16 protein-coding genes are annotated in these 18010 nt (G+C 68.0%); all 16 read left to right on the top strand.

From position 1 onward, the window contains the following. The first annotated feature begins 114 nt into the window (after positions 1–114). The 16 genes from ABIB51_RS07585 to ABIB51_RS07510 all read left to right on the top strand — a co-directional run bounded on the left by ABIB51_RS07585 (position 115) and on the right by ABIB51_RS07510 (position 17975). The gene (locus tag ABIB51_RS07585; RefSeq protein ID WP_354187033.1) at positions 115–1758 is read left to right on the top strand and encodes an ABC transporter ATP-binding protein; all 1644 of its coding nucleotides are present in this window, start codon (positions 115–117) and stop codon (positions 1756–1758) included. After that, on the top strand, positions 1751–3163 hold the full coding sequence (locus ABIB51_RS07580; protein ID WP_354187031.1) for an ABC transporter permease: 1413 nt from the start codon (positions 1751–1753) through the stop codon (positions 3161–3163). The genes ABIB51_RS07585 and ABIB51_RS07580 overlap by 8 nt, the downstream gene beginning before the upstream one ends. Next, a complete protein-coding gene (locus tag ABIB51_RS07575) occupies positions 3160–4488 on the top strand; it encodes an ABC transporter permease (protein ID WP_354187029.1) in 1329 nt (442 codons plus the stop codon). Before ABIB51_RS07580 ends, ABIB51_RS07575 begins: the two co-directional genes overlap by 4 nt. Positions 4489–4493: 5 nt before the next feature. Continuing rightward, the gene (locus ABIB51_RS07570) at positions 4494–4898 is read left to right on the top strand and encodes a cytidine deaminase (RefSeq protein ID WP_502916086.1); all 405 of its coding nucleotides are present in this window, start codon (positions 4494–4496) and stop codon (positions 4896–4898) included. Further along, positions 4895–6229: a thymidine phosphorylase gene (locus ABIB51_RS07565; protein ID WP_354187025.1), complete on the top strand. Its 1335-nt coding sequence runs from the start codon at positions 4895–4897 to the stop codon at positions 6227–6229. Before ABIB51_RS07570 ends, ABIB51_RS07565 begins: the two co-directional genes overlap by 4 nt. Positions 6230–6369: 140 nt before the next feature. Continuing rightward, positions 6370–7005, top strand: a complete 636-nt coding sequence (locus tag ABIB51_RS07560; RefSeq protein ID WP_354187023.1) for a DedA family protein — start codon at positions 6370–6372, stop codon at positions 7003–7005. Between the two features lie 126 nt (positions 7006–7131). Next, positions 7132–7854, top strand: coding sequence for a DedA family protein (locus tag ABIB51_RS07555; protein WP_354187021.1), 723 nt, complete (start codon positions 7132–7134; stop codon positions 7852–7854). Positions 7855–7886: 32 nt separating this feature from the next. Next, entirely contained in the window at positions 7887–9053 is a 1167-nt protein-coding gene (locus ABIB51_RS07550; protein WP_354187019.1) for an adenosine deaminase, read from the top strand. Positions 9054–9075: 22 nt separating this feature from the next. Further along, complete coding sequence (locus ABIB51_RS07545; RefSeq protein WP_502916090.1) at positions 9076–9705, top strand: MazG nucleotide pyrophosphohydrolase domain-containing protein; 630 nt, start codon at positions 9076–9078, stop codon at positions 9703–9705. A gap of 149 nt (positions 9706–9854) precedes the next feature. Beyond that, positions 9855–11135 (top strand): phosphopyruvate hydratase, encoded by a 1281-nt coding sequence (gene eno, locus ABIB51_RS07540; RefSeq protein ID WP_354187017.1) that lies wholly within the window; start codon positions 9855–9857, stop codon positions 11133–11135. Between the two features lie 165 nt (positions 11136–11300). After that, the gene (locus ABIB51_RS07535; protein WP_354187015.1) at positions 11301–12071 is read left to right on the top strand and encodes a septum formation initiator family protein; all 771 of its coding nucleotides are present in this window, start codon (positions 11301–11303) and stop codon (positions 12069–12071) included. Between the two features lie 94 nt (positions 12072–12165). After that, entirely contained in the window at positions 12166–12906 is a 741-nt protein-coding gene (locus ABIB51_RS07530) for a DUF501 domain-containing protein (RefSeq protein WP_502916089.1), read from the top strand. Next, a complete protein-coding gene (locus ABIB51_RS07525; protein ID WP_354187011.1) occupies positions 12903–13859 on the top strand; it encodes a Ppx/GppA phosphatase family protein in 957 nt (318 codons plus the stop codon). The genes ABIB51_RS07530 and ABIB51_RS07525 overlap by 4 nt, the downstream gene beginning before the upstream one ends. A 108-nt stretch (positions 13860–13967) precedes the next feature. Beyond that, positions 13968–15398 carry a S8 family serine peptidase gene (locus ABIB51_RS07520; RefSeq protein WP_354187009.1) on the top strand — a complete coding sequence of 477 codons (1431 nt, stop codon included), beginning with the start codon at positions 13968–13970 and terminating at the stop codon, positions 15396–15398. Positions 15399–15436: 38 nt separating this feature from the next. Beyond that, positions 15437–16909, top strand: a complete 1473-nt coding sequence (locus ABIB51_RS07515) for an NAD(P)/FAD-dependent oxidoreductase (RefSeq protein ID WP_354187007.1) — start codon at positions 15437–15439, stop codon at positions 16907–16909. 124 nt (positions 16910–17033) lie between these two features. Further along, the gene (locus ABIB51_RS07510; RefSeq protein WP_354187005.1) at positions 17034–17975 is read left to right on the top strand and encodes an N-acetyltransferase; all 942 of its coding nucleotides are present in this window, start codon (positions 17034–17036) and stop codon (positions 17973–17975) included. Positions 17976–18010 lie beyond the last annotated feature (35 nt).

Raw genomic sequence — 18010 nt, 5'->3', positions numbered from 1 at the left:
TTTTCGTTGCGCGGGCCCCGTCCCGCTCCCGGCGGCAGGCACTAGGCTGGTGCTGCAGCCCCCATTACGCGTCCGGACCTACCGTTTCCGGACAACTCGAGATTGGTCAGAGTTTTGAAACTTGAACTCAAGGGGATCACCAAACGCTTCGGCTCCCTGGTAGCCAACGATCACATCGATGTGGTTGTTGAACCCGGGCAGATTCACTGTCTGCTCGGCGAGAACGGCGCTGGCAAGTCCACGCTGATGAACGTTCTATACGGGCTGTACGAGCCCACCGAGGGTGAGATCCTCATCGACGGCAAACCCGTCACCTTCCGCGGCCCGGGGGACGCCATGGCCGCAGGCATCGGCATGGTGCACCAGCACTTCATGCTGGTCCCGGTCTTCACGGTCGCCGAAAACGTCGCCCTGGGGGCGGAAACCACCAAGACCGGCGGCTTCCTGAACCTCGATGACACGCGCCGCAAGATCAAGGAAATTTCCGACCGCTACGGCTTCGACGTCGACCCGGATGCCCTGATCGAGGACCTCCCGGTCGGCGTGCAGCAGCGCGTCGAAATCATCAAGGCGCTGGTCCGCGACGCCAAGGTCCTCATCCTTGATGAACCCACCGCCGTGCTGACCCCGCAGGACACCGACGAGCTGCTGGACATCATGCGCCAGCTCAAGAGCCACGGCACGTCCATCGTCTTCATCTCGCACAAGCTCCGCGAGGTCAAGGCAGTCTCGGACATCATCACGGTGATCCGGCGCGGCAAGGTGGTCGGCTCGGCCGATCCCGGCGCCTCGACCACCGAACTGGCCTCCATGATGGTGGGCCGCGCCGTCAGCCTGACCCTCGACAAGGCGCCGGCCAAGCCGCAGGAAACCACGTTCGAGGTCAAGGACCTCACGGTCATCGCGCCAAGCGGACAGCACGTCGTGGACAACATCAGTTTCAGCATCGCCCGCGGCGAGATCCTGGCCATTGCCGGCGTGCAAGGCAACGGCCAGACGGAACTGACCGAGGCCATCCTGGGCCTGCAGGACCGGGTCGAGGGCTCCATGCTCCTGGACGGGGAGGAACTCCTGGGCCGCAGCGTCAAGGACGTCCTCAAGGCCGGCGTCGGCTTCGTGCCGGAAGACCGCTCGGTCGACGGCCTGATCGGCACGTTCTCCATCGCCGAGAACCTGATCCTGGACCGCTACGACCAGGCCCCGTTCGCCAAGGGCATCAGCATGAACCCGGCCAAGGTCCTGGAAAACGCCAAAACCCGGATCGAGGAGTTCGACGTCCGCACCCCCTCGGGGTTGCTGGCCGCCGGGACCCTTTCCGGCGGTAACCAGCAGAAGGTCGTTATGGCGCGGGAGTTTTCCCGGCCGCTGCGCCTCTTCATCGCCTCCCAGCCCACCCGCGGCGTGGATGTGGGATCCATCGAGTTCCTGCACAAGCGCATCGTCGCCGAACGGGACCACGGCACCCCCGTGATGATCGTTTCCACCGAACTGGACGAGGTCATTGAGCTCGCGGACCGGATCGCAGTGCTCTACAAGGGCAAGCTGGTCGGGATTGTCCCGGCCGGGACGGGGCGCGATGTCCTCGGCCTGATGATGGCGGGCCTGTCCCCGGCTGACGCCCAGGCTGACACCGCGAGCAAGCACCCGGCCCAGCACCCTGCCGACAACCCGGCCCACACAGACGCCACGAACCCCGCGCCCGCCGCCCATCCCGTGCAGGAGTCCACCTCCGGCGCCGTAGGAGACGACCATGACTGAAAACAACAAGCCGCGGCACGCGGCTGACCCCGATCCGGGACAGGATCCGGACCTGACCCCGGAAACGCCGTCCCAGGAAACGGAGCCCGGGGCTCCCGCAACGGACGCCGCCTCGGCCACCCTGCTGGACACCGCCGGCGGCGCCATGCGGCCCTCGGCCGTGCCCGTCTCGGGCCAGAGCGGGACCGTCCCCGGCGGATCCGACTCGACCTCCGTGCTGCGCCAGATCTTCACCGGCAACGGCATGGTCACCATCCTGGCGGTCCTCCTCGCACTGGTCCTCGGCGGCCTGCTCATCGCCACCACGGACAAAATAGTTGCCGCCACCGCGGGATACTTCTTTGCCCGGCCCGGCGACTTCCTCTCCGCCGTCTGGTCCGCGGCCACCAGCTCCTACGTGGCCCTCTTCCAGGGCGCGGTGTTCAACCCCCGCGGCGGCACCGTGGCCGGACAGTTCGCTCCGCTCATGGAGACCCTCACCATCGCCACCCCGCTCATCACCGCGGGCCTCGGCGTGGCACTGGCCTTCCGCGCCGGCCTGTTCAACATCGGTGCCCAGGGCCAGATCATCATGGCCGGCATCCTCGCGTCCTGGGTCGGCTTCGCGCTGCACCTTCCGCTGGGCCTGCACCTCCTGCTGGTCCTGCTGGCCGGCATCGTCGGCGGCGCGGTCTGGGGCGGGATCGTGGGCCTGCTCAAGGCCCGGACCGGTGCCCATGAGGTCATCGTGACCATCATGTTCAACTACATCGCGCTCTACTTCGTGCGGTACCTGCTCGACACTCCGGCGTTCCAGCGCCCGGGGGAAACCACCCCGATTTCCCCGATCCTGGACCCCACGGCCGTGTACCCGCAGATCCTCGGCAGCCAGTTTCGGCTGCACCTCGGCTTCCTGCTGGCCATTGCGGCCACCGTCTTCGTCTGGTGGCTGCTGAACCGTTCCACGATCGGCTTCGAATTCCGTGCCGTCGGCGCCAACCCCAAGGCGGCCCTGACCGCCGGCATCAACGTTCCGCGCGCAACCATCCTGGTGATGGCCATCGCGGGTGGCCTGGCCGGGCTTTCCGGTGTGGCGCAGGTCGCGGGTACCGAAAAGGTCCTTACCGACGGGGTCGCGGCCACCTACGGCTTCGATGCCATCACTGTTGCACTCCTGGGACGTTCGACGCCGTGGGGCACGTTTGCCGCCGGTGTGCTGTTCGGCGCCTTCCGCGCCGGTGCGGTCCAGATGCAGATCCAGACCGGAACCCCGATCGACATCGTGCTGGTGGTCCAGTCGCTGATCGTGCTCTTTATCGCGGCCCCGCCCCTGGTGCGGTCGGTGTTCGGCCTGAACCCGAGCAAGAAGAAGGCCGCAACCGCCGGCAAAACCCAGAAGGCAGCCACCACCGGAGGTGCAGCATGAGCACAACAGCAACGTCACCTGTACCGGGACAGCCCAAGCAGGGAGACCCCAAGCCGGCGAGGGAACGGATGCCGGTGGTGTCCGCCAAGCCCGTGACCTGGAAGCTGCCGGCGACGCTGCTGGTGCTGGCCGTCGTCGCGTTCGTCTTCTTTGGGCTCCTGGGCCCGCACGAGACCGCCACCTTCGGCATTTCCTCCGGCGGTGACTTCTTCCAGCTGCCCGAGATCGAGGTGCCCGCCTTCCTCGGCGGGATTGTGCTCTCCGTGATCATGCTGGGCCTCGCGGGCTACACCGTCTTCCTGAAGACGAAAAACCAGCGGCCCCCGCGCTGGCTGCCGGCCGTGTTCGTTGTCCTCTTCGTCGCGGCCTTCCTGATCTGGGTGGTTGGCGGCGCCCGCACCCCCAGCATCTCGCTGGCCGGCCTCATCGCCGGATCCGTCACCCTCGCCGTGCCGCTCGTCTTCGGTTCCCTGTCCGGTGTCCTGTGCGAACGCGCCGGCGTCGTGAATATCGCCATCGAAGGCCAGCTCCTGGGCGGGGCCTTCACGGCCGCGATTGTGGCCACGCTGACCCACAACCCCTACGTGGGCCTGCTCGCGGCGGCCGTCGCCGGTGCCGCCGTCTCCATGGTGCTGGCGCTGTTCAGCATCAAGTACGTCGTCAACCAGATCATCGTCGGCGTGGTGCTCAACGTCCTCGTCTCCGGCCTCACGGGCTTCCTGTTCAGCACCGTGATGCAGGCGGACAAGGAAATGTTCAACTCGCCCGGCCGGCTTCCCATCATCGAGATCCCGGTCCTCTCCAGCATTCCGGTCCTCGGCCCGATCCTGTTCAAGCAGTCGGTCGTGGGCTACCTCATGTACGTCGCCGTCATCGTTGTGTGGATCGGGCTGTTCAAGACCAAATGGGGCCTCCGGGTCCGGGCCGTGGGCGAACACCCGCAGGCGGCGGACACCATGGGCATCAAGGTCAACGCGACCCGCTTCTGGAACGTCACCCTCGGCGGCGCCGTTGCCGGCATCGGCGGATCGTTCTTCACCCTTGTGGCGATCGACAGCTTCACCAAGGAGATCTCCGGCGGCCGCGGCTTCATCGCCCTCGCGGCCATGATCCTGGGCCGCTGGAACCCGATCGGTGCCTTCTGCGCCGCCCTGCTGTTCGGTTTCGCCGACAACCTGCAGAGCATCGTGACGATCATCGGCACCCCGGTTCCGAGCCAGTTCATGGCCATGCTGCCGTACGTCGTGACGGTGTTCGCCGTCGCCGGACTCGTGGGCCGCTCGCGGCCGCCGGCGGCCAGCGGCATACCGTACGTCAAAGGATGACGGACGTGGCAAGCACCGGCGTCGACTGGGCGGCCCTCGAGGCTGCCGCGGTCGCCGCCATGAAGAACGCCTATGCGCCGTATTCGAAGTTCGCGGTGGGGGCAGCAGCCCTCACCGCGGACGGCCGGATCGTCTCCGGCTGTAACGTGGAGAACGCCAGCTACGGGCTGACCCTGTGCGCCGAGTGCGCCCTGGTGGGCAACCTGCACATGACCGGCGGGGGACTGCTCCGCGCCTTCTACTGCGTTGACGCCGGCGGCAACATCCTGATGCCGTGCGGACGCTGCAGGCAGCTGCTGTATGAATTCCGGGCTCCGGAGATGGAGCTCATGACCACGCAGGGAATCAAGACCATGGACCAGGTCCTTCCCGATGCCTTTGGCCCCCAACACCTGGAGGAACCCCGGTGACACAGACTACTCAGACCAACAACAGCAACACTGAATCGTTCGACGCCGTCGACATCATCCGCATCAAGCGGGACAAGGGCGCGCTCAGCCCGGCCCAGATCGACTGGACCATCGACGCCTACACCCGCGGCGCGATCGCCGACGAGCAGATGGCCGCCCTGAACATGGCCATCCTGCTCAACGGCATGGACCGGTCCGAGATCTCCCGTTGGACTGCGGCGATGATCGCCTCCGGCGAGCGGATGGACTTCTCCAGCCTGCGCCGGACCGACGGCGGCGTGAAGCCCACGTCCGACAAGCACTCCACCGGCGGCGTGGGGGACAAGATCACCCTCCCGCTGGCACCCCTCGTGGCGGTCTTCGGCGTGGCCGTGCCGCAGCTCTCCGGCCGCGGCTTGGGCCACACCGGCGGCACCCTGGACAAGCTCGAATCGATCCCGGGCTGGCGTGCGGCGCTCAGCAACGAGGAAATGATGGCCCAGCTCCAGGACGTCGGCGCCGTGATCTGCGCCGCCGGCGCCGGCCTGGCCCCGGCCGACAAAAAGCTCTACGCCCTCCGGGACGTCACCGGAACTGTCGAGGCCATCCCGCTGATCGCCTCCTCGATCATGAGCAAGAAGATCGCCGAAGGCACCGGTTCGCTGGTGCTCGACGTCAAGGTGGGCAGCGGCGCCTTCATGAAGGACGAGGCCCGGGCCCGCGAACTGGCCGAGACCATGGTGGCCCTGGGCAAGGACGCCGGCGTGAACACGGTGGCGCTGCTGACCAACATGAACACGCCCCTGGGCCTCACCGCGGGCAACGCGATCGAGGTCGAGGAATCCGTGGAGGTCCTCGCCGGCGGGGGCCCGGAAGACGTCGTCGAGCTCACCGTCCGGCTCGCGGAGGAGATGCTGGCCTGCGCCGGCGTCCACGACGCCGATCCGCGGGCAGCCCTGCGGGACGGCCGGGCCATGGACGTCTGGAACCGGATGATCGAGGCGCAAGGCGGGGACCCGCGCGCCAAGCTGCCGGTGGCCCGGGAGTCCGAGGTCATCTACGCCCCGGCCGACGGTGTGCTGGTGGAACTCGACGCCATGGCCGTCGGTGTCGCCGCCTGGCGCCTGGGCGCCGGCCGCGCCCGCAAGGAAGACCAGGTCCAGGCCGGGGCCGGCGTGCGCATGCATGCCAAGCCCGGCGCCACAGTGCGCGCCGGCGAGCCGCTTATGACCCTGCTGACGGACACCCCGGAGAAGTTCGGCCGGGCCAAGGAAGCGCTGGAGCGCGCCGTCGTGATTGCACCGGAAGGCTCCCGTCCGGCCCAGAAGCTGATCATCGGCCGCATCGCCTAAGCAAACCCCGCTTGCCCTATCATTTGTGGTCCCCAAACCCGTGGTTTAGCCACCCCAAGTGATAGGGCAACCAGGGGGCGGGCCGGCAGTACACTGGCTCCACAGCAGTACTTTCCGGCCCGGCCGCGTGATAGGAAACCGTGCAGGCAATCAACGACTTCATCCTGGCAGCCGCAGGCCAACCCTGGGTTCTTTTCCTGGTGTTCGCGTGCTGCGTGATTGACGGCTTCTTCCCGCCCATCCCGAGCGAATCCGTGGTGGTGGGGCTGGCCGCGGTCGCCGCCACGGCGGACGTGCCCAACCCGCTGTTCCTGATCGGCGTCGCCGCGGCGGGAGCGTTCCTGGGCGACAACACCGCCTACCTCATCGGCCGCCGCACGGGCACGCAGCGGTGGGCCTGGATGCGGGGCCCGCGCATGCAGAAAGCCTTCTCCTGGGCGGGCACGGAACTGCACAAACGGCCGGCGTCGCTGATCCTCGTGGCGCGGTTCGTTCCCATCGGCCGGGTGGCCGTGAACCTGACGGCCGGCGTCTCGCACTATCCGCGGCCCCGGTTCGTGGGGTTGACGGTGCTCTCGGCGCTGCTCTGGGCCGGGTATTCCGTGGCGATCGGACTGTTCTTCGGACAATGGTTCGAACACAACCACCTGCTGGGCGCCACCGTCGCGATCGTCTGCGCGATCGTGCTCGGAATCCTAGTGGATCTCGGCATCAGCAGGCTCCGCGGAAAGGTCCCGGCAGACGCGGACCGGACGCCGCCGCCCGCAGAGGGATAGACCGGCAGCGAACCTCCGCGAAACCGTAGCTAATCGTGCCGTGGCCATGGGACACTTAGGAGCGATTTACGTCACTTTCCGCTGGCAGATGTTGTGCCACATTTTTCGTCTAGGAGCCATGCCCGCGTGGAGTTCATTAATGAGGCCGTGCTCCATGCAGCTGGCCAGTGGTGGATATACCCCCTCCTCCTGGTCTTCTTCTTTGTCGACGGCTTCGCGATGGTGGTCCCGAGCGAGACCCTGATTGTTGCCCTCGCGGCGTTCTCCGTGCGCGGCGGCCAGCCCAATCTCTGGATCCTCGGCCTGACAGCCCTGATCGGCGCCATCGCGGGTGACAACATGGCGTACCTGCTGGGCCGGAAGATCGGCCTCGAGCGGTTCCGCTGGATGCGCAAGCCGAAAGTCCAGAAAGCCTTCGGCTGGGCACGCTACGAACTGGAGAAGCGCGGCGCAGTCCTGATCTTCACCGCCCGGTACATCCCGTGGGGACGCGTCGCCGTCAACTATGTCGCAGGCACCACGGGCTTCCCGCACCGGAGGTTCTTTTTCCTGGACGCCTTTGCCTGCGCCACCTGGGTGGTCTATTCCATCGGCATCGGCGTACTGGCCAGCTCCTTCCACTGGCTGCATGACAACCCCTTGCTGAGCGCCGGCATCGCAGTGGTCTTCGCGATCGTCCTGGGTGTGCTGATCGACCACGTCCTGCGCTGGTGGCACAAGCGGCTCGGGCGCCACGACGCAGAAGTCGTGGACGAATGGCTCGACGGCGGGCCCACCCACGAACCGGCCGCCGCCGCCGTTCCTTCGCCGAGGATCGCCTCCGGGGATGCCGAGGCCGGCAGAAAGTAGCGTCCGGCGCGCTCCGACCCTATGGTTGGAACGTGACTGAGACTATTCCTAACGCTGCCCCTGACCTCGAATTCGATCTGAAGGGCCTTCCCAAGGTTTCCCTTCACGACCACCTGGATGGCGGGCTGCGTCCGGCCACCATCATTGAGCTTGCCGACGCCGTGGGACACACGCTGCCCTCGAGCGACCCTGTCGCGCTGGGGGAGTGGTTCCGCGAATCCGCCAACTCCGGCTCGCTGGTCCGCTACCTCGAAACCTTCGACCACACCATCGCCGTGATGCAGACCAAAGAGGGCCTGTTCCGTGTCGCCAAAGAGTTCGTCGAGGACCTGGCCGACGACGGCGTCGTGTACGGCGAAGTGCGCTGGGCACCCGAACAGCACCTGCAGAAGGGCCTGAGCCTGGATGAAGTGGTCGAAACCGTGCAGGCCGGCCTCGAAGCCGGCGTGGACGCCGTGGCCGAGACCGGCCGTGAGATCCAGGTGGGCCAGCTGATCACAGCCATGCGCCACGCCGACCGCGGCCAGGAGATCGCCGAACTGGCTGTCCGCCACCGCAACAACGGCGCCGTCGGCTTCGACATCGCCGGAGCCGAAGACGGCTTCCTGCCGTCGCGTTTCAAGGACGCCTTCACCTACCTGGCCCAGCACAATTTCCCGGCCACCGTCCACGCCGGTGAAGCTGCCGGCCTGGAAAGCATCCAGTCGGCGCTCGTCGACGGCCGGGCGCTGCGCCTGGGCCACGGCATCCGGATCGCCGAAGACGTCACCGTCGAGTTCGAAGAGGACGAAGACGCTGCCGAAGTCAACGACAGCAGCGATGAGGTCAACGACAACATCGGCCTCGTGACCCTCGGCGAGCTGGCCAGCTGGGTCCGCGACCGTGGCATCGCCCTGGAGATCTGCCCCTCCTCCAACCTGCAGACCGGAGCCGTCGCCGGCTTCGGCGAGGGAATCGAAAGCCACCCGCTGGACATGCTCTACCAGCTGGGCTTCAACGTCACCATCAACACCGACAACCGGCTCATGAGCGGCGTCACGCTGACTGATGAGTTCGAACTGCTCGTGGAGACCTTCGACTACGACCTCGATGACCTGCTGGAGCTGACGCTGAACGCGGCCGAGGCGGCCTTCCTGCCCCTCGAGGAGAAGGAAGCACTCGTCGAATACATCAACGAGGCCTACACCGACCTTGGCTAACGAGGTCGGGGAGCTGGTGGGGATGATTGCGGCCCTGCGCGAGCACTGCCCCTGGATGCGTGCACTCACCCACGAGTCCCTCGTGGAATACCTCCTGGAGGAGGCTTACGAGGTCGCCGAGACGATCGAGGCCGGCGGCGGCGACGCGGAGCTCCAGGCCGAGCTGGGCGACGTCCTCCTGCAGGTGGTCCTGCACGCCAGGCTCGCCGGGGAGCGCGGTGCATTCGACCTCGACGACGTCGCCCGCGGCCTGACCGCGAAGATGATCCGGCGCAACCCGCACGTGTTCCGCCCGGACGGCTCCCTGCAGGACTCCTTCCCGGCCACGGTGCAGGAAATCATTGAGACCTGGGATGCCGTCAAAAAGGCGGAAAAGCCGGACCGCGGACACAACTTCGACGGCGTCCCGGCCGCCCTTCCGGCGTTGGCGCGCGCCCAGAAGCTGCTGGACCGCGCGGACCGCGCCGGCCTCCCGGCGGACGCGGACGGGAACGGAACCGCCGTCGAAGTTCCGGCCGGCGAGGAGGCGCTCGGTGAGCTTCTGTTCGGCATCGTGGCGGCCGCCCGCCGCCACGGGCTCGACGCCGAGCGGGCCCTCCGCGGGGCCGTCCGCCGCTTCCAGGCCGACCAGGTACATCCCCCATCTCCCTGATGACGTCCGGGGACTGGATAGGTTTCCGTAACCTGTACCACTCTCGACTAGGCTAGGGGAGACGAGGACGTCGGTTTTCAGCTTGATTCCCAGCTAGAGTCCCGGCAGTCAGATTCCCAGCAGATCGCTTCACCCAAAGGAGCATATTCATGGCGCTTATCGATGCCATCCACGCCCGCGAGATCCTCGATTCCCGTGGCAACCCGACCGTAGAAGTTGAAGTTCTGCTCTCCGACGGCCAGATCGGCCGCGCAGCAGTTCCCTCCGGAGCCTCCACCGGCGAGCACGAGGCCGTTGAGCTCCGCGACGGCGACAAGGCCCGTTACCTCGGCAAGGGCGTCCAGAAGGCCGTCGACGCCGTCATCGACCAGATCGCCCCTGCCCTGATCGGCTTCGACGCCACAGACCAGCGCAGCATCGACCAGTCCATGATCGACCTGGACGGCACCGCCAACAAGAGCAAGCTCGGCGCAAACGCGATCCTGGGCGTATCCCTGGCCGTGGCCAACGCCGCCGCAGCTTCCGCGGACCTGCCGCTCTACAAGTACCTGGGCGGCCCGAACGCCCACGTCCTGCCGGTCCCGCTGATGAACATCCTCAACGGCGGCTCCCACGCCGATTCCGACGTCGACATCCAGGAATTCATGGTTGTCCCGCTCGGCGCCGAGACCTTCTCCGAAGGCCTGCGCTGGGGCGTCGAGGTCTACCACGCCCTCAAGGCCGTGCTGCAGGAGAAGGGCCTCTCCACGGGCCTCGGCGACGAGGGCGGCTTCGCGCCGAACCTGCCGTCCAACCGCGCAGCCCTGGACCTGATCCAGGAAGCCATCAAGAACGCCGGCTACACCCCGGGCAAGGACATCGCGCTGGCCCTGGACGTGGCCTCCTCGGAGTTCTTCACCGACGGCGCCTACCAGTTCGAAGGCAAGGCCCTGACCTCCGCCGAGATGAGCGCCTACTACGCCGAACTCGTCGCCGACTACCCGCTGGTCTCGATTGAGGACCCGCTGGACGAGAACGACTGGGAAGGCTGGAAGGCCCTCACCGACGCCATCGGCGACAAGGTCCAGATCGTCGGCGACGACCTCTTCGTGACCAACCCCGAGCGCCTGCAGACCGGCATCGACTCGCGCACCGCGAACTCGCTGCTGGTCAAGGTCAACCAGATCGGTTCACTGACCGAGACCCTCGACGCCGTGTCCCTGGCCCAGCGCGCGGGTTACACGACCATCACCTCGCACCGCTCCGGCGAAACCGAGGACACCACCATTGCTGACATCGCAGTTGCCACCAACGCGGGCCAGATCAAGACCGGTGCCCCGGCCCGCTCCGAGCGTGTCGCCAAGTACAACCAGCTGCTGCGCATCGAGGAAGAACTCGACGATGCCGCACGCTACGCCGGCCGCAGCGCCTTCCCGCGTTTCAAAGGCTAGTAGCAACGAAAACCAGTGACCGGTGGCTATGGTTGAAAGACCATGGCCGCCGGTTCTGTTTTGGCACCTGAGTTGGTGCCGGGTTGGTGCCGCCGGTCCCGGCCACGGTTGTCAGTACTTGAGCAGCAAGCCAGCCCAGCAAGGACCGGGCATTACAGGAGTGACATGGCCACCCGCCGCCCCAAGGTTCCCCGGGCCACGCCTGCGGCCCCCCAGCCCACGGACGCGGGTGACGGCGGAGACGTCATCCTTGCCGATTTCGGCGGCCACGGCGGCGCCGGTGGTGCTGCAAGCGGAGCCTCCGGTTCCCAGCACGATGCCACCCCGCACGACGCCGGCCGGGGGACATCCGGCTCAGCACCGTCGCGCGGGCAGGCAGCCCCTGCCAGGGAAAAGGCCGCCGGGGTCAACGCCGCAGCGGAGAATCCCGCCAAGGCGGGCACCGCGAAGACCCCCAGCAAGAGCCCCGCAAAAAGCGCCGGGAGCAAGAACGGGACCAAGAGCACCGGGACCAAGAAGCCGCCGGCCGAACCGGACGAGGTGCCCGTCCCCGCCAAGGCGTTCTCCGGACGCATGCTGGCGCTGGCCGTGGTCATGATTGCCATCACCATCATGCTGGCGCCCACGGTCAAGATTTTCTTCGAGAAACGCGCCGAAATCGCCGCGCTCCAGGCCGATATCTCCGCGAAGCAGGCCCAGCAGAACGACCTCCGGCGACAGGTCTCCCGCTGGCAGGACCCCAACTACGTTAAGCAGCAGGCCCGCGACCGGATTAACATGGTTATGCCCGGAGAGACGGGCTACTGGGTATTCGGCAGTGATCTTCCGGCCGGAGAGTCCAGTGGCGCCGCCGGAGCAGCATCAACACAAGACCCGGCCAAGCTGCCCTGGGTGGACTCCCTCTGGGAATCCATCCGGCGTTCGGCAACAGACTAGAGCGGCGCCCGCCGCCGGATTGTCCGACGGACAAGCCACACAGGGCAGGAAAGGTGCCGCGCCAGTGGACGAGAACCGAGTGGACGAGACGCCCATGGCAGGGGACGCGGTTCCGGCGACCCGCGATGCGGCCGGCCTTGCGGCAGGCACGGCCGGCGCAGCGCAGGGGTCCCGCCTGGCCTCGCCGCGGGACCTCGAGGTCCTGAGCCGGCAACTGGGGCGCCCCGTCCGCGACGTCGTCGAAATCCCCGCACGCTGTGTCTGCGGCAATCCGCTGGTCGCTGCCACGTCGCCGCGGCTGAGCAACGGCACACCGTTTCCCACCACGTTCTATCTCACCCACCCGGTGATCACCTCGGCCGTTTCGCGGCTCGAGGCGGCCGGACTGATGAACGAGATGAACGAGCGCCTCGGCGGCGATGCGGCGCTGGCGGCCAACTACCGGGCCGCCCACGAGGCCTACCTGGCCTCCCGGGCGGAGATCGGCGCCCGGTCCGGCATCGGTGCGGTGCCCGAAATCGACGGTATTTCCGCCGGCGGAATGCCCGCCCGGGTGAAGTGCCTGCATGTCCTCGTGGGCCATTCCCTCGCGGCCGGCCCCGGCGTGAACCCGCTCGGCGACGAGGCGATTGCCGCTATCGGCGAATGGTGGACCACGGACCGCTGTTACTGCGACGGCGCCTGGGACACCGGCGGCGAGGTCCCCTCGCAGGACCTCAGCCGGCACGGACCCCAGGGTCTGCCCGGGATCGTGGGCCGGCCGGCCCCGGTCCGCAAGGCTCGCACGGAGACCGCAGGACAGCCGGGAAACCCGGAAGCGGAGGCCGGCCAGTGACCCGCGTCGCGGCCGTCGACTGCGGGACCAACTCGATCCGCCTGCTTATCGCCGACGTCCATGCAGCCGAGACCGAAGGCGCCACGCCGCGGCTCACCGACGTCGTGCGTGAAATGCGCGTCGTCCGGCTGGGCCAGGGCGTCGACGCCACCGGCGAGTTCGCCCAGGAAGCCCTGGACCGCACGTTCGCCGCCACCCGGGAGTACGCCGGGCTGATCCGCCAGCACGGTGCCGGGAAAATACGCTTCGTCGCCACCTCGGCCACCCGGGACGCCCGGAACCGGCAAATCTTCATCGACGGGATCCGCGAGCTCCTCGGCGTCGAACCCGAAGTGATCACGGGCGACGAGGAAGCGGCCCTGTCCTTCGCCGGAGCCAGCAGCGTCCTGCCGTCCCGCGGCCAGGACCCGGTCCTTGTGGTCGATCTGGGCGGCGGCAGCACGGAGTTTGTGCTGGGGAACGCCGACGGCGTTCTCGCCGCCAGATCCGTGGACATCGGCTGCGTCCGGATGACGGAGCGCCACCTCCGCAACGACCCGCCGACGGCGGAGCAGATCGCCGCGGCGGAAGCCGACGTCGACGCCGCCATCAGCGAGGCCGCCCGGACGGTGCCGCTGGACCGGGCCACCGTCGTCGTCGGCGTGGCGGGGTCCGTCACCACCATCACGGCCCATGCCCTGCACCTTCCGGAGTACTCCCCGGCGGCAATCCACGGCATCGAACTCCCCCTGGCGACCCTTCGGCAGGCGTGCACGGAACTGCTGGAAATGACCCGGGCAGACCGTGCGGCGCTGCCGTATATGCACCCGGGACGCGTGGACGTGATCGGGGCCGGCGGACTCGTCTGGCGTCGTGTGCTCGAGCGTCTCGCGGACGTCACCGGGGGCGCAGTCACCACGGCGGTCACGAGTGAACATGACATTCTCGACGGCATCGCCCTCAGCATCAGCTAGCCGACGCAGCGGCCCGGGCAACACAGTCCCGGACCGGCTGACCGCTCCCTTCCGACGCAGCACCACCGCGACTGCGCCGCCACCCGCTGTACCGCCGATAGGACCCCAATGACCAGAGCAACAGCCCGGCCCCGCCGGACCGCCTCCGCTGTGATGGCCCTGGCCCTCGCGGGCGGCAGCCTGCTGGCATCGCTGCCGGCGGCCCCGGCCGCACACGCGGATTCCTGGCGCGACAAGGAATACTGGCTCGCCGAGTCGGGCATCACCAAGGCCTGGGAAGTCTCCAAGGGCGCCAACGTCAAGGTCGCCGTGATCGACAGCGGCGTGGACGGCACGCACCCGGACCTGGCGGGCGTTCTGACCGGGGGAGCGGACGTGTCCGGCGCCGGCAGCCCGGACGGGCGGCAGAGCATCGGCGCCAAACCCGAGCACGGCACGCTCGTGGCGACCATGCTCGCCGGCCGCGGCCACCAGCCCGCTGGAGCTACCCCGAGCCCCAGCCCCAGTGCGCGGTCCGGCCCCACGGTGGGCCCGGACGGCATTGTCGGCGTGGCCCCGGAGGCCCAGCTGCTCTCCGTCTCCACGTGGCTCGGATCCGCCAACCCCGGCGGCAAGAGCGACCAGGACCAGATCCCCGAGGCGGTCCGCTGGGCCGTGGACAACGGCGCCCGCGTCATCAACATCTCACTGGGCAGCACCTCCCCGGAGTGGCCGCAAAGCTGGGACGCCGCCTTCCTCTACGCCGAACAAAAAGACGTCGTGATCGTCGCCGCCGCGGGCAACCGGGTGGGCGGCAACGTGCAGGTCGGCGCCCCGGCCACCATCCCCGGTGTGCTGACCGTCGCCGGGCTGGACCGCAAGGGAAGGGCAAGCGTCGACTCCTCCTCGCAGGGCATCAGCATCGGCGTCGCAGCCCCCGCCGAGAACCTCATCGGCGGCCTGCCGGCCGGCGGCTATGCCGAATGGGCGGGCACGTCGGGTGCCACCCCCATCGTCGCGGGCGTCGCGGCCCTGATCCGGTCCGAATGGCCGGACATGCCCGCCAGCCAGGTCATCAACCGGATCGTCACCACGGCGAAGGACGCGGGAGCCCCCGGGAAGGACCCGATCTACGGCTTCGGGGTCCTCAATGCCGAGGCAGCGCTCAAAGCCGACGTGCCGGAAACCAGGGTCAACCCGCTGGGCTCCATCTCGGACTGGATCCGCGTGCACCGCCGCGGGAACCTGGCGACCACGCCTGCGGCGGCCGCGCCGACGCCCTCAAGCGCCGCACCGACCCTGCCCGAGGCCACGGTGCCCGTGGCGGAGCAGCCCTCGCAGTTGGACAGCGCCGTCCCGGCCGTCGTCGTCCTGGGCTTCGGCGGATTGTTCCTGTGCATCATCGGGGCTGCCGTGTTCCAGCTCCGCCGGGCCATGCGGCCAGTGCCCGCGGCAAACCAAGACAAACCTGGCGGACCTGGCGGACCTGGCGGACCCGACAGCCCCGGCGGACCGGAAACCGGGGTGCTGAATCCGGCGGATTCCGGCGGCAAGTCATAGTTAGTGAAGTTTTTCACAAACTACGGTATTCTTGAGGCATGGCATCCTCCCCTCAGCTCCAGGACCGTCCCAGGGTACTCGTCGTCGGCGGCGGGTACGTCGGCCTGTACGTAGCCCTCAAACTGCAGAAGAAGATCGCGAATGCCGGTGGCATCGTCACGGTCGTTGATCCCCTGCCCTACATGACCTACCAGCCCTTCCTCCCCGAAGTTGCCGGCGGCAACATCGAGGCCCGCCACGCCGTGGTCTCGCACCGTCAGCACCTCAAGCAGACCGAGCTCATCCAGGGCCGGGTCACCGCGATCGACCACGCCAACCGCACCGCTGTGGTTGCACCGGCCGACGGCGGCGAGAACTTCGAGATTCCCTACTTCGATGTCGTCGTTGCTGCAGGGGCGATCACCCGCACGTTCCCAATCAAGGGCCTCGCGGAAAAGGGCATCGGCCTCAAGACCATCGAGGAGGCCGTCGCCTTGCGCAACGGCGTCCTGGAGCGCATTGAAGCCGGCTCGCTTATGACGGATCCGGCGGAGCGCGCACGCGCCCTGACGTTCGTCGTCGTCGGCGGCGGTTTCGCCGGCATCGAGTGCATCACCGAGATGGAAGACCTCGCCCGCGCCGCGGTCAAGAACAACCCCCGCATCAAGCAGGAAGAAGTCCGCTTCGTCCTGGTTGAAGCGATGGGCCGCATCATGCCCGAGGTCACCGCCTCGCAGGCTGAATGGGTTGTCGAGCACCTGCGCAGCCGCGGCATCGAGGTCCTGCTCAACACCTCGCTGGACAACGCCGAGGGCTCGCTGAAGCTCATCAACCTCCCGGACAAGACCCCGGCGCAGGAGTTCGAATCGGACACCCTCGTCTGGACTGCCGGTGTGCAGGCCAACCCGATGGTCCGCTCCACCGACTTCCCGCTCGAACCCCGCGGCCGCGTCCGTGTCCTCCCGGACCTGCGCATCGCCGGTGACGAAGGAATCGTCGAGAACGCCTGGGCTGCCGGCGACGTCGCAGCCGTGCCGGACCTGACGGGCAAGGGTCTGCCGGACGGCACATGCGTCCCGAACGCCCAGCACGCGCTGCGCCAGGCCAAGCGACTCGCCAAGAACCTGTGGGCCTCGCGCTGGGAAAAGCCGCTCAAGGACTACAAGCACAAGAACCTCGGCGCCGTCGCCGGATTCGGCGAGTGGAAGGGTGTTGCCAACATCAGCATCCTGGGCCGCATCGGGCTCAAGGGCCCGCTGGCCTGGCTGGCACACCGCGGCTACCACGGCCTCGCGATGCCGACTGTGGAGCGCAAGATCCGCGTCATCTTCGGCTGGCTCCTGGCCTTCTTCGTGGGCCGCGACACCACCCAGCTGATCGACCTGGACAAGCCCCGCGGCGCCTTCGTGGCAGCGGCGACCCCGGCTCCCAAGCCGGCCGCGGCTCCGGCTCCCGCTCCCGTTGCCGGCACGCCGGCCGCAGACACGGCCAAGACCGAGACCAAGGAAGCTGTTCCGGCCGAGTCCAAGTAGCCTGATCCTGGCTTACGACGGCGGCCGTTCCCCTCAGGGGGAGCGGCCGCCGTTTTTGTTTGCAGGCAGCCGCACCTGTGCCGGGAGCGGACAGGTGCGGGGGACCCGCGCCTAGACTGGCTCCATGACAGCTGAAAAGGACCTGCACACCCTCCTGGCGACCATGAGCCCCGAATTGCGCGAAGGCGAGTTCGTCTACGCCCTGTGGCCGCACGGCAAACCCCTGGCCGGGGGAATCGCGGCCGCCGTCCGCGAGGCGGAAGGGCTGACGGTCGTCCTCCCGCGGGCCGAAGCGGACAGCCTGGGGCTCACCTACGACTTCATCGCAGCGTGGATCACGCTCCAGGTGCACTCGTCGCTCGAGGCGATCGGCCTGACAGCAGCGGTCAGCGCAGCGCTGACGGAAGCGAAGATCAGCTGCAATGTCCTGGCGGGCTTCCACCACGACCACCTGCTGGTCCCCGTGGCCGACACCGACCGTGCACTGGAAGTACTGCACGAACTCGTCGCTGACCACGGGGAGCACAAGCCGGCGCCGGAACTCGTGCTGCGCAGTGAGGAACCCGCGGACCGTCCCGCCATCCTCGCCCTCACGGCGGCCGCGTTTGCCATCTCACCGGTCACCGGGGTCCACGTCGACGGCGAACCCGAAGAGGTCAAGCTGCTCGCCCGGCTGTTCGAGTGCCAGGAATACCTGCCGGAGTTCAGCGTCGTGGCGGAGCTCGACGGCGAGATCGTGGGCCACACGATCAGCACGCGCGGCTGGGTGGGCGAGCTCGAGCTGCTGGGACTGGGTCCCATCGGGGTGGTACCGCGCCTGCAGCGCCACGGCATCGGGTCCGCGCTCATGAAGGAAACGATTGCCCGGGCCAATGCGGCGGGGGAGCGGGGGATCGCGCTGCTGGGCAGTCCCGACTATTACTCGCGCTTCGGCTTCGTGCCCTCCACGTCCCTCGGCGTCGATGCCCCGGACCACGCCTGGGGCATGCACTTCCAGCTGCTGCCGCTGGCAGTCTGGCCGGGCGGTGTCAGCGGGACCTTCCGCTACGCCGGGCCGTTTGGCTGATTTCAACAAGCGCGGAGGGGAGTCCGGCGGGATAC

It is taken from the genome of Arthrobacter sp. UYCu712, assembly GCF_040547005.1.
Classification (GTDB): domain Bacteria; phylum Actinomycetota; class Actinomycetes; order Actinomycetales; family Micrococcaceae; genus Arthrobacter.
The sequence above is the reverse complement of the archived record's forward strand: the minus strand, read 5'-3'. Positions and strand labels throughout refer to the sequence as shown.

What these genes read in the sequence shown, in the direction of transcription:
- ABIB51_RS07530 (WP_502916089.1), top strand. Translation starts at nt 12,166, where the DNA reads ATGGCAGGGGACGCGGTTCCGGCGACCCGCGATGCGGCCGGCCTTGCG.
- ABIB51_RS07545 (WP_502916090.1), top strand. Translation starts at nt 9,076, where the DNA reads ATGATTGCGGCCCTGCGCGAGCACTGCCCCTGGATGCGTGCACTCACC.
- ABIB51_RS07510 (WP_354187005.1), top strand. Translation starts at nt 17,034, where the DNA reads ATGACAGCTGAAAAGGACCTGCACACCCTCCTGGCGACCATGAGCCCC.
- ABIB51_RS07520 (WP_354187009.1), top strand. Translation starts at nt 13,968, where the DNA reads ATGACCAGAGCAACAGCCCGGCCCCGCCGGACCGCCTCCGCTGTGATG.
- eno (WP_354187017.1), top strand. Translation starts at nt 9,855, where the DNA reads ATGGCGCTTATCGATGCCATCCACGCCCGCGAGATCCTCGATTCCCGT.
- ABIB51_RS07580 (WP_354187031.1), top strand. Translation starts at nt 1,751, where the DNA reads ATGACTGAAAACAACAAGCCGCGGCACGCGGCTGACCCCGATCCGGGA.
- ABIB51_RS07575 (WP_354187029.1), top strand. Translation starts at nt 3,160, where the DNA reads ATGAGCACAACAGCAACGTCACCTGTACCGGGACAGCCCAAGCAGGGA.
- ABIB51_RS07515 (WP_354187007.1), top strand. Translation starts at nt 15,437, where the DNA reads ATGGCATCCTCCCCTCAGCTCCAGGACCGTCCCAGGGTACTCGTCGTC.
- ABIB51_RS07535 (WP_354187015.1), top strand. Translation starts at nt 11,301, where the DNA reads ATGGCCACCCGCCGCCCCAAGGTTCCCCGGGCCACGCCTGCGGCCCCC.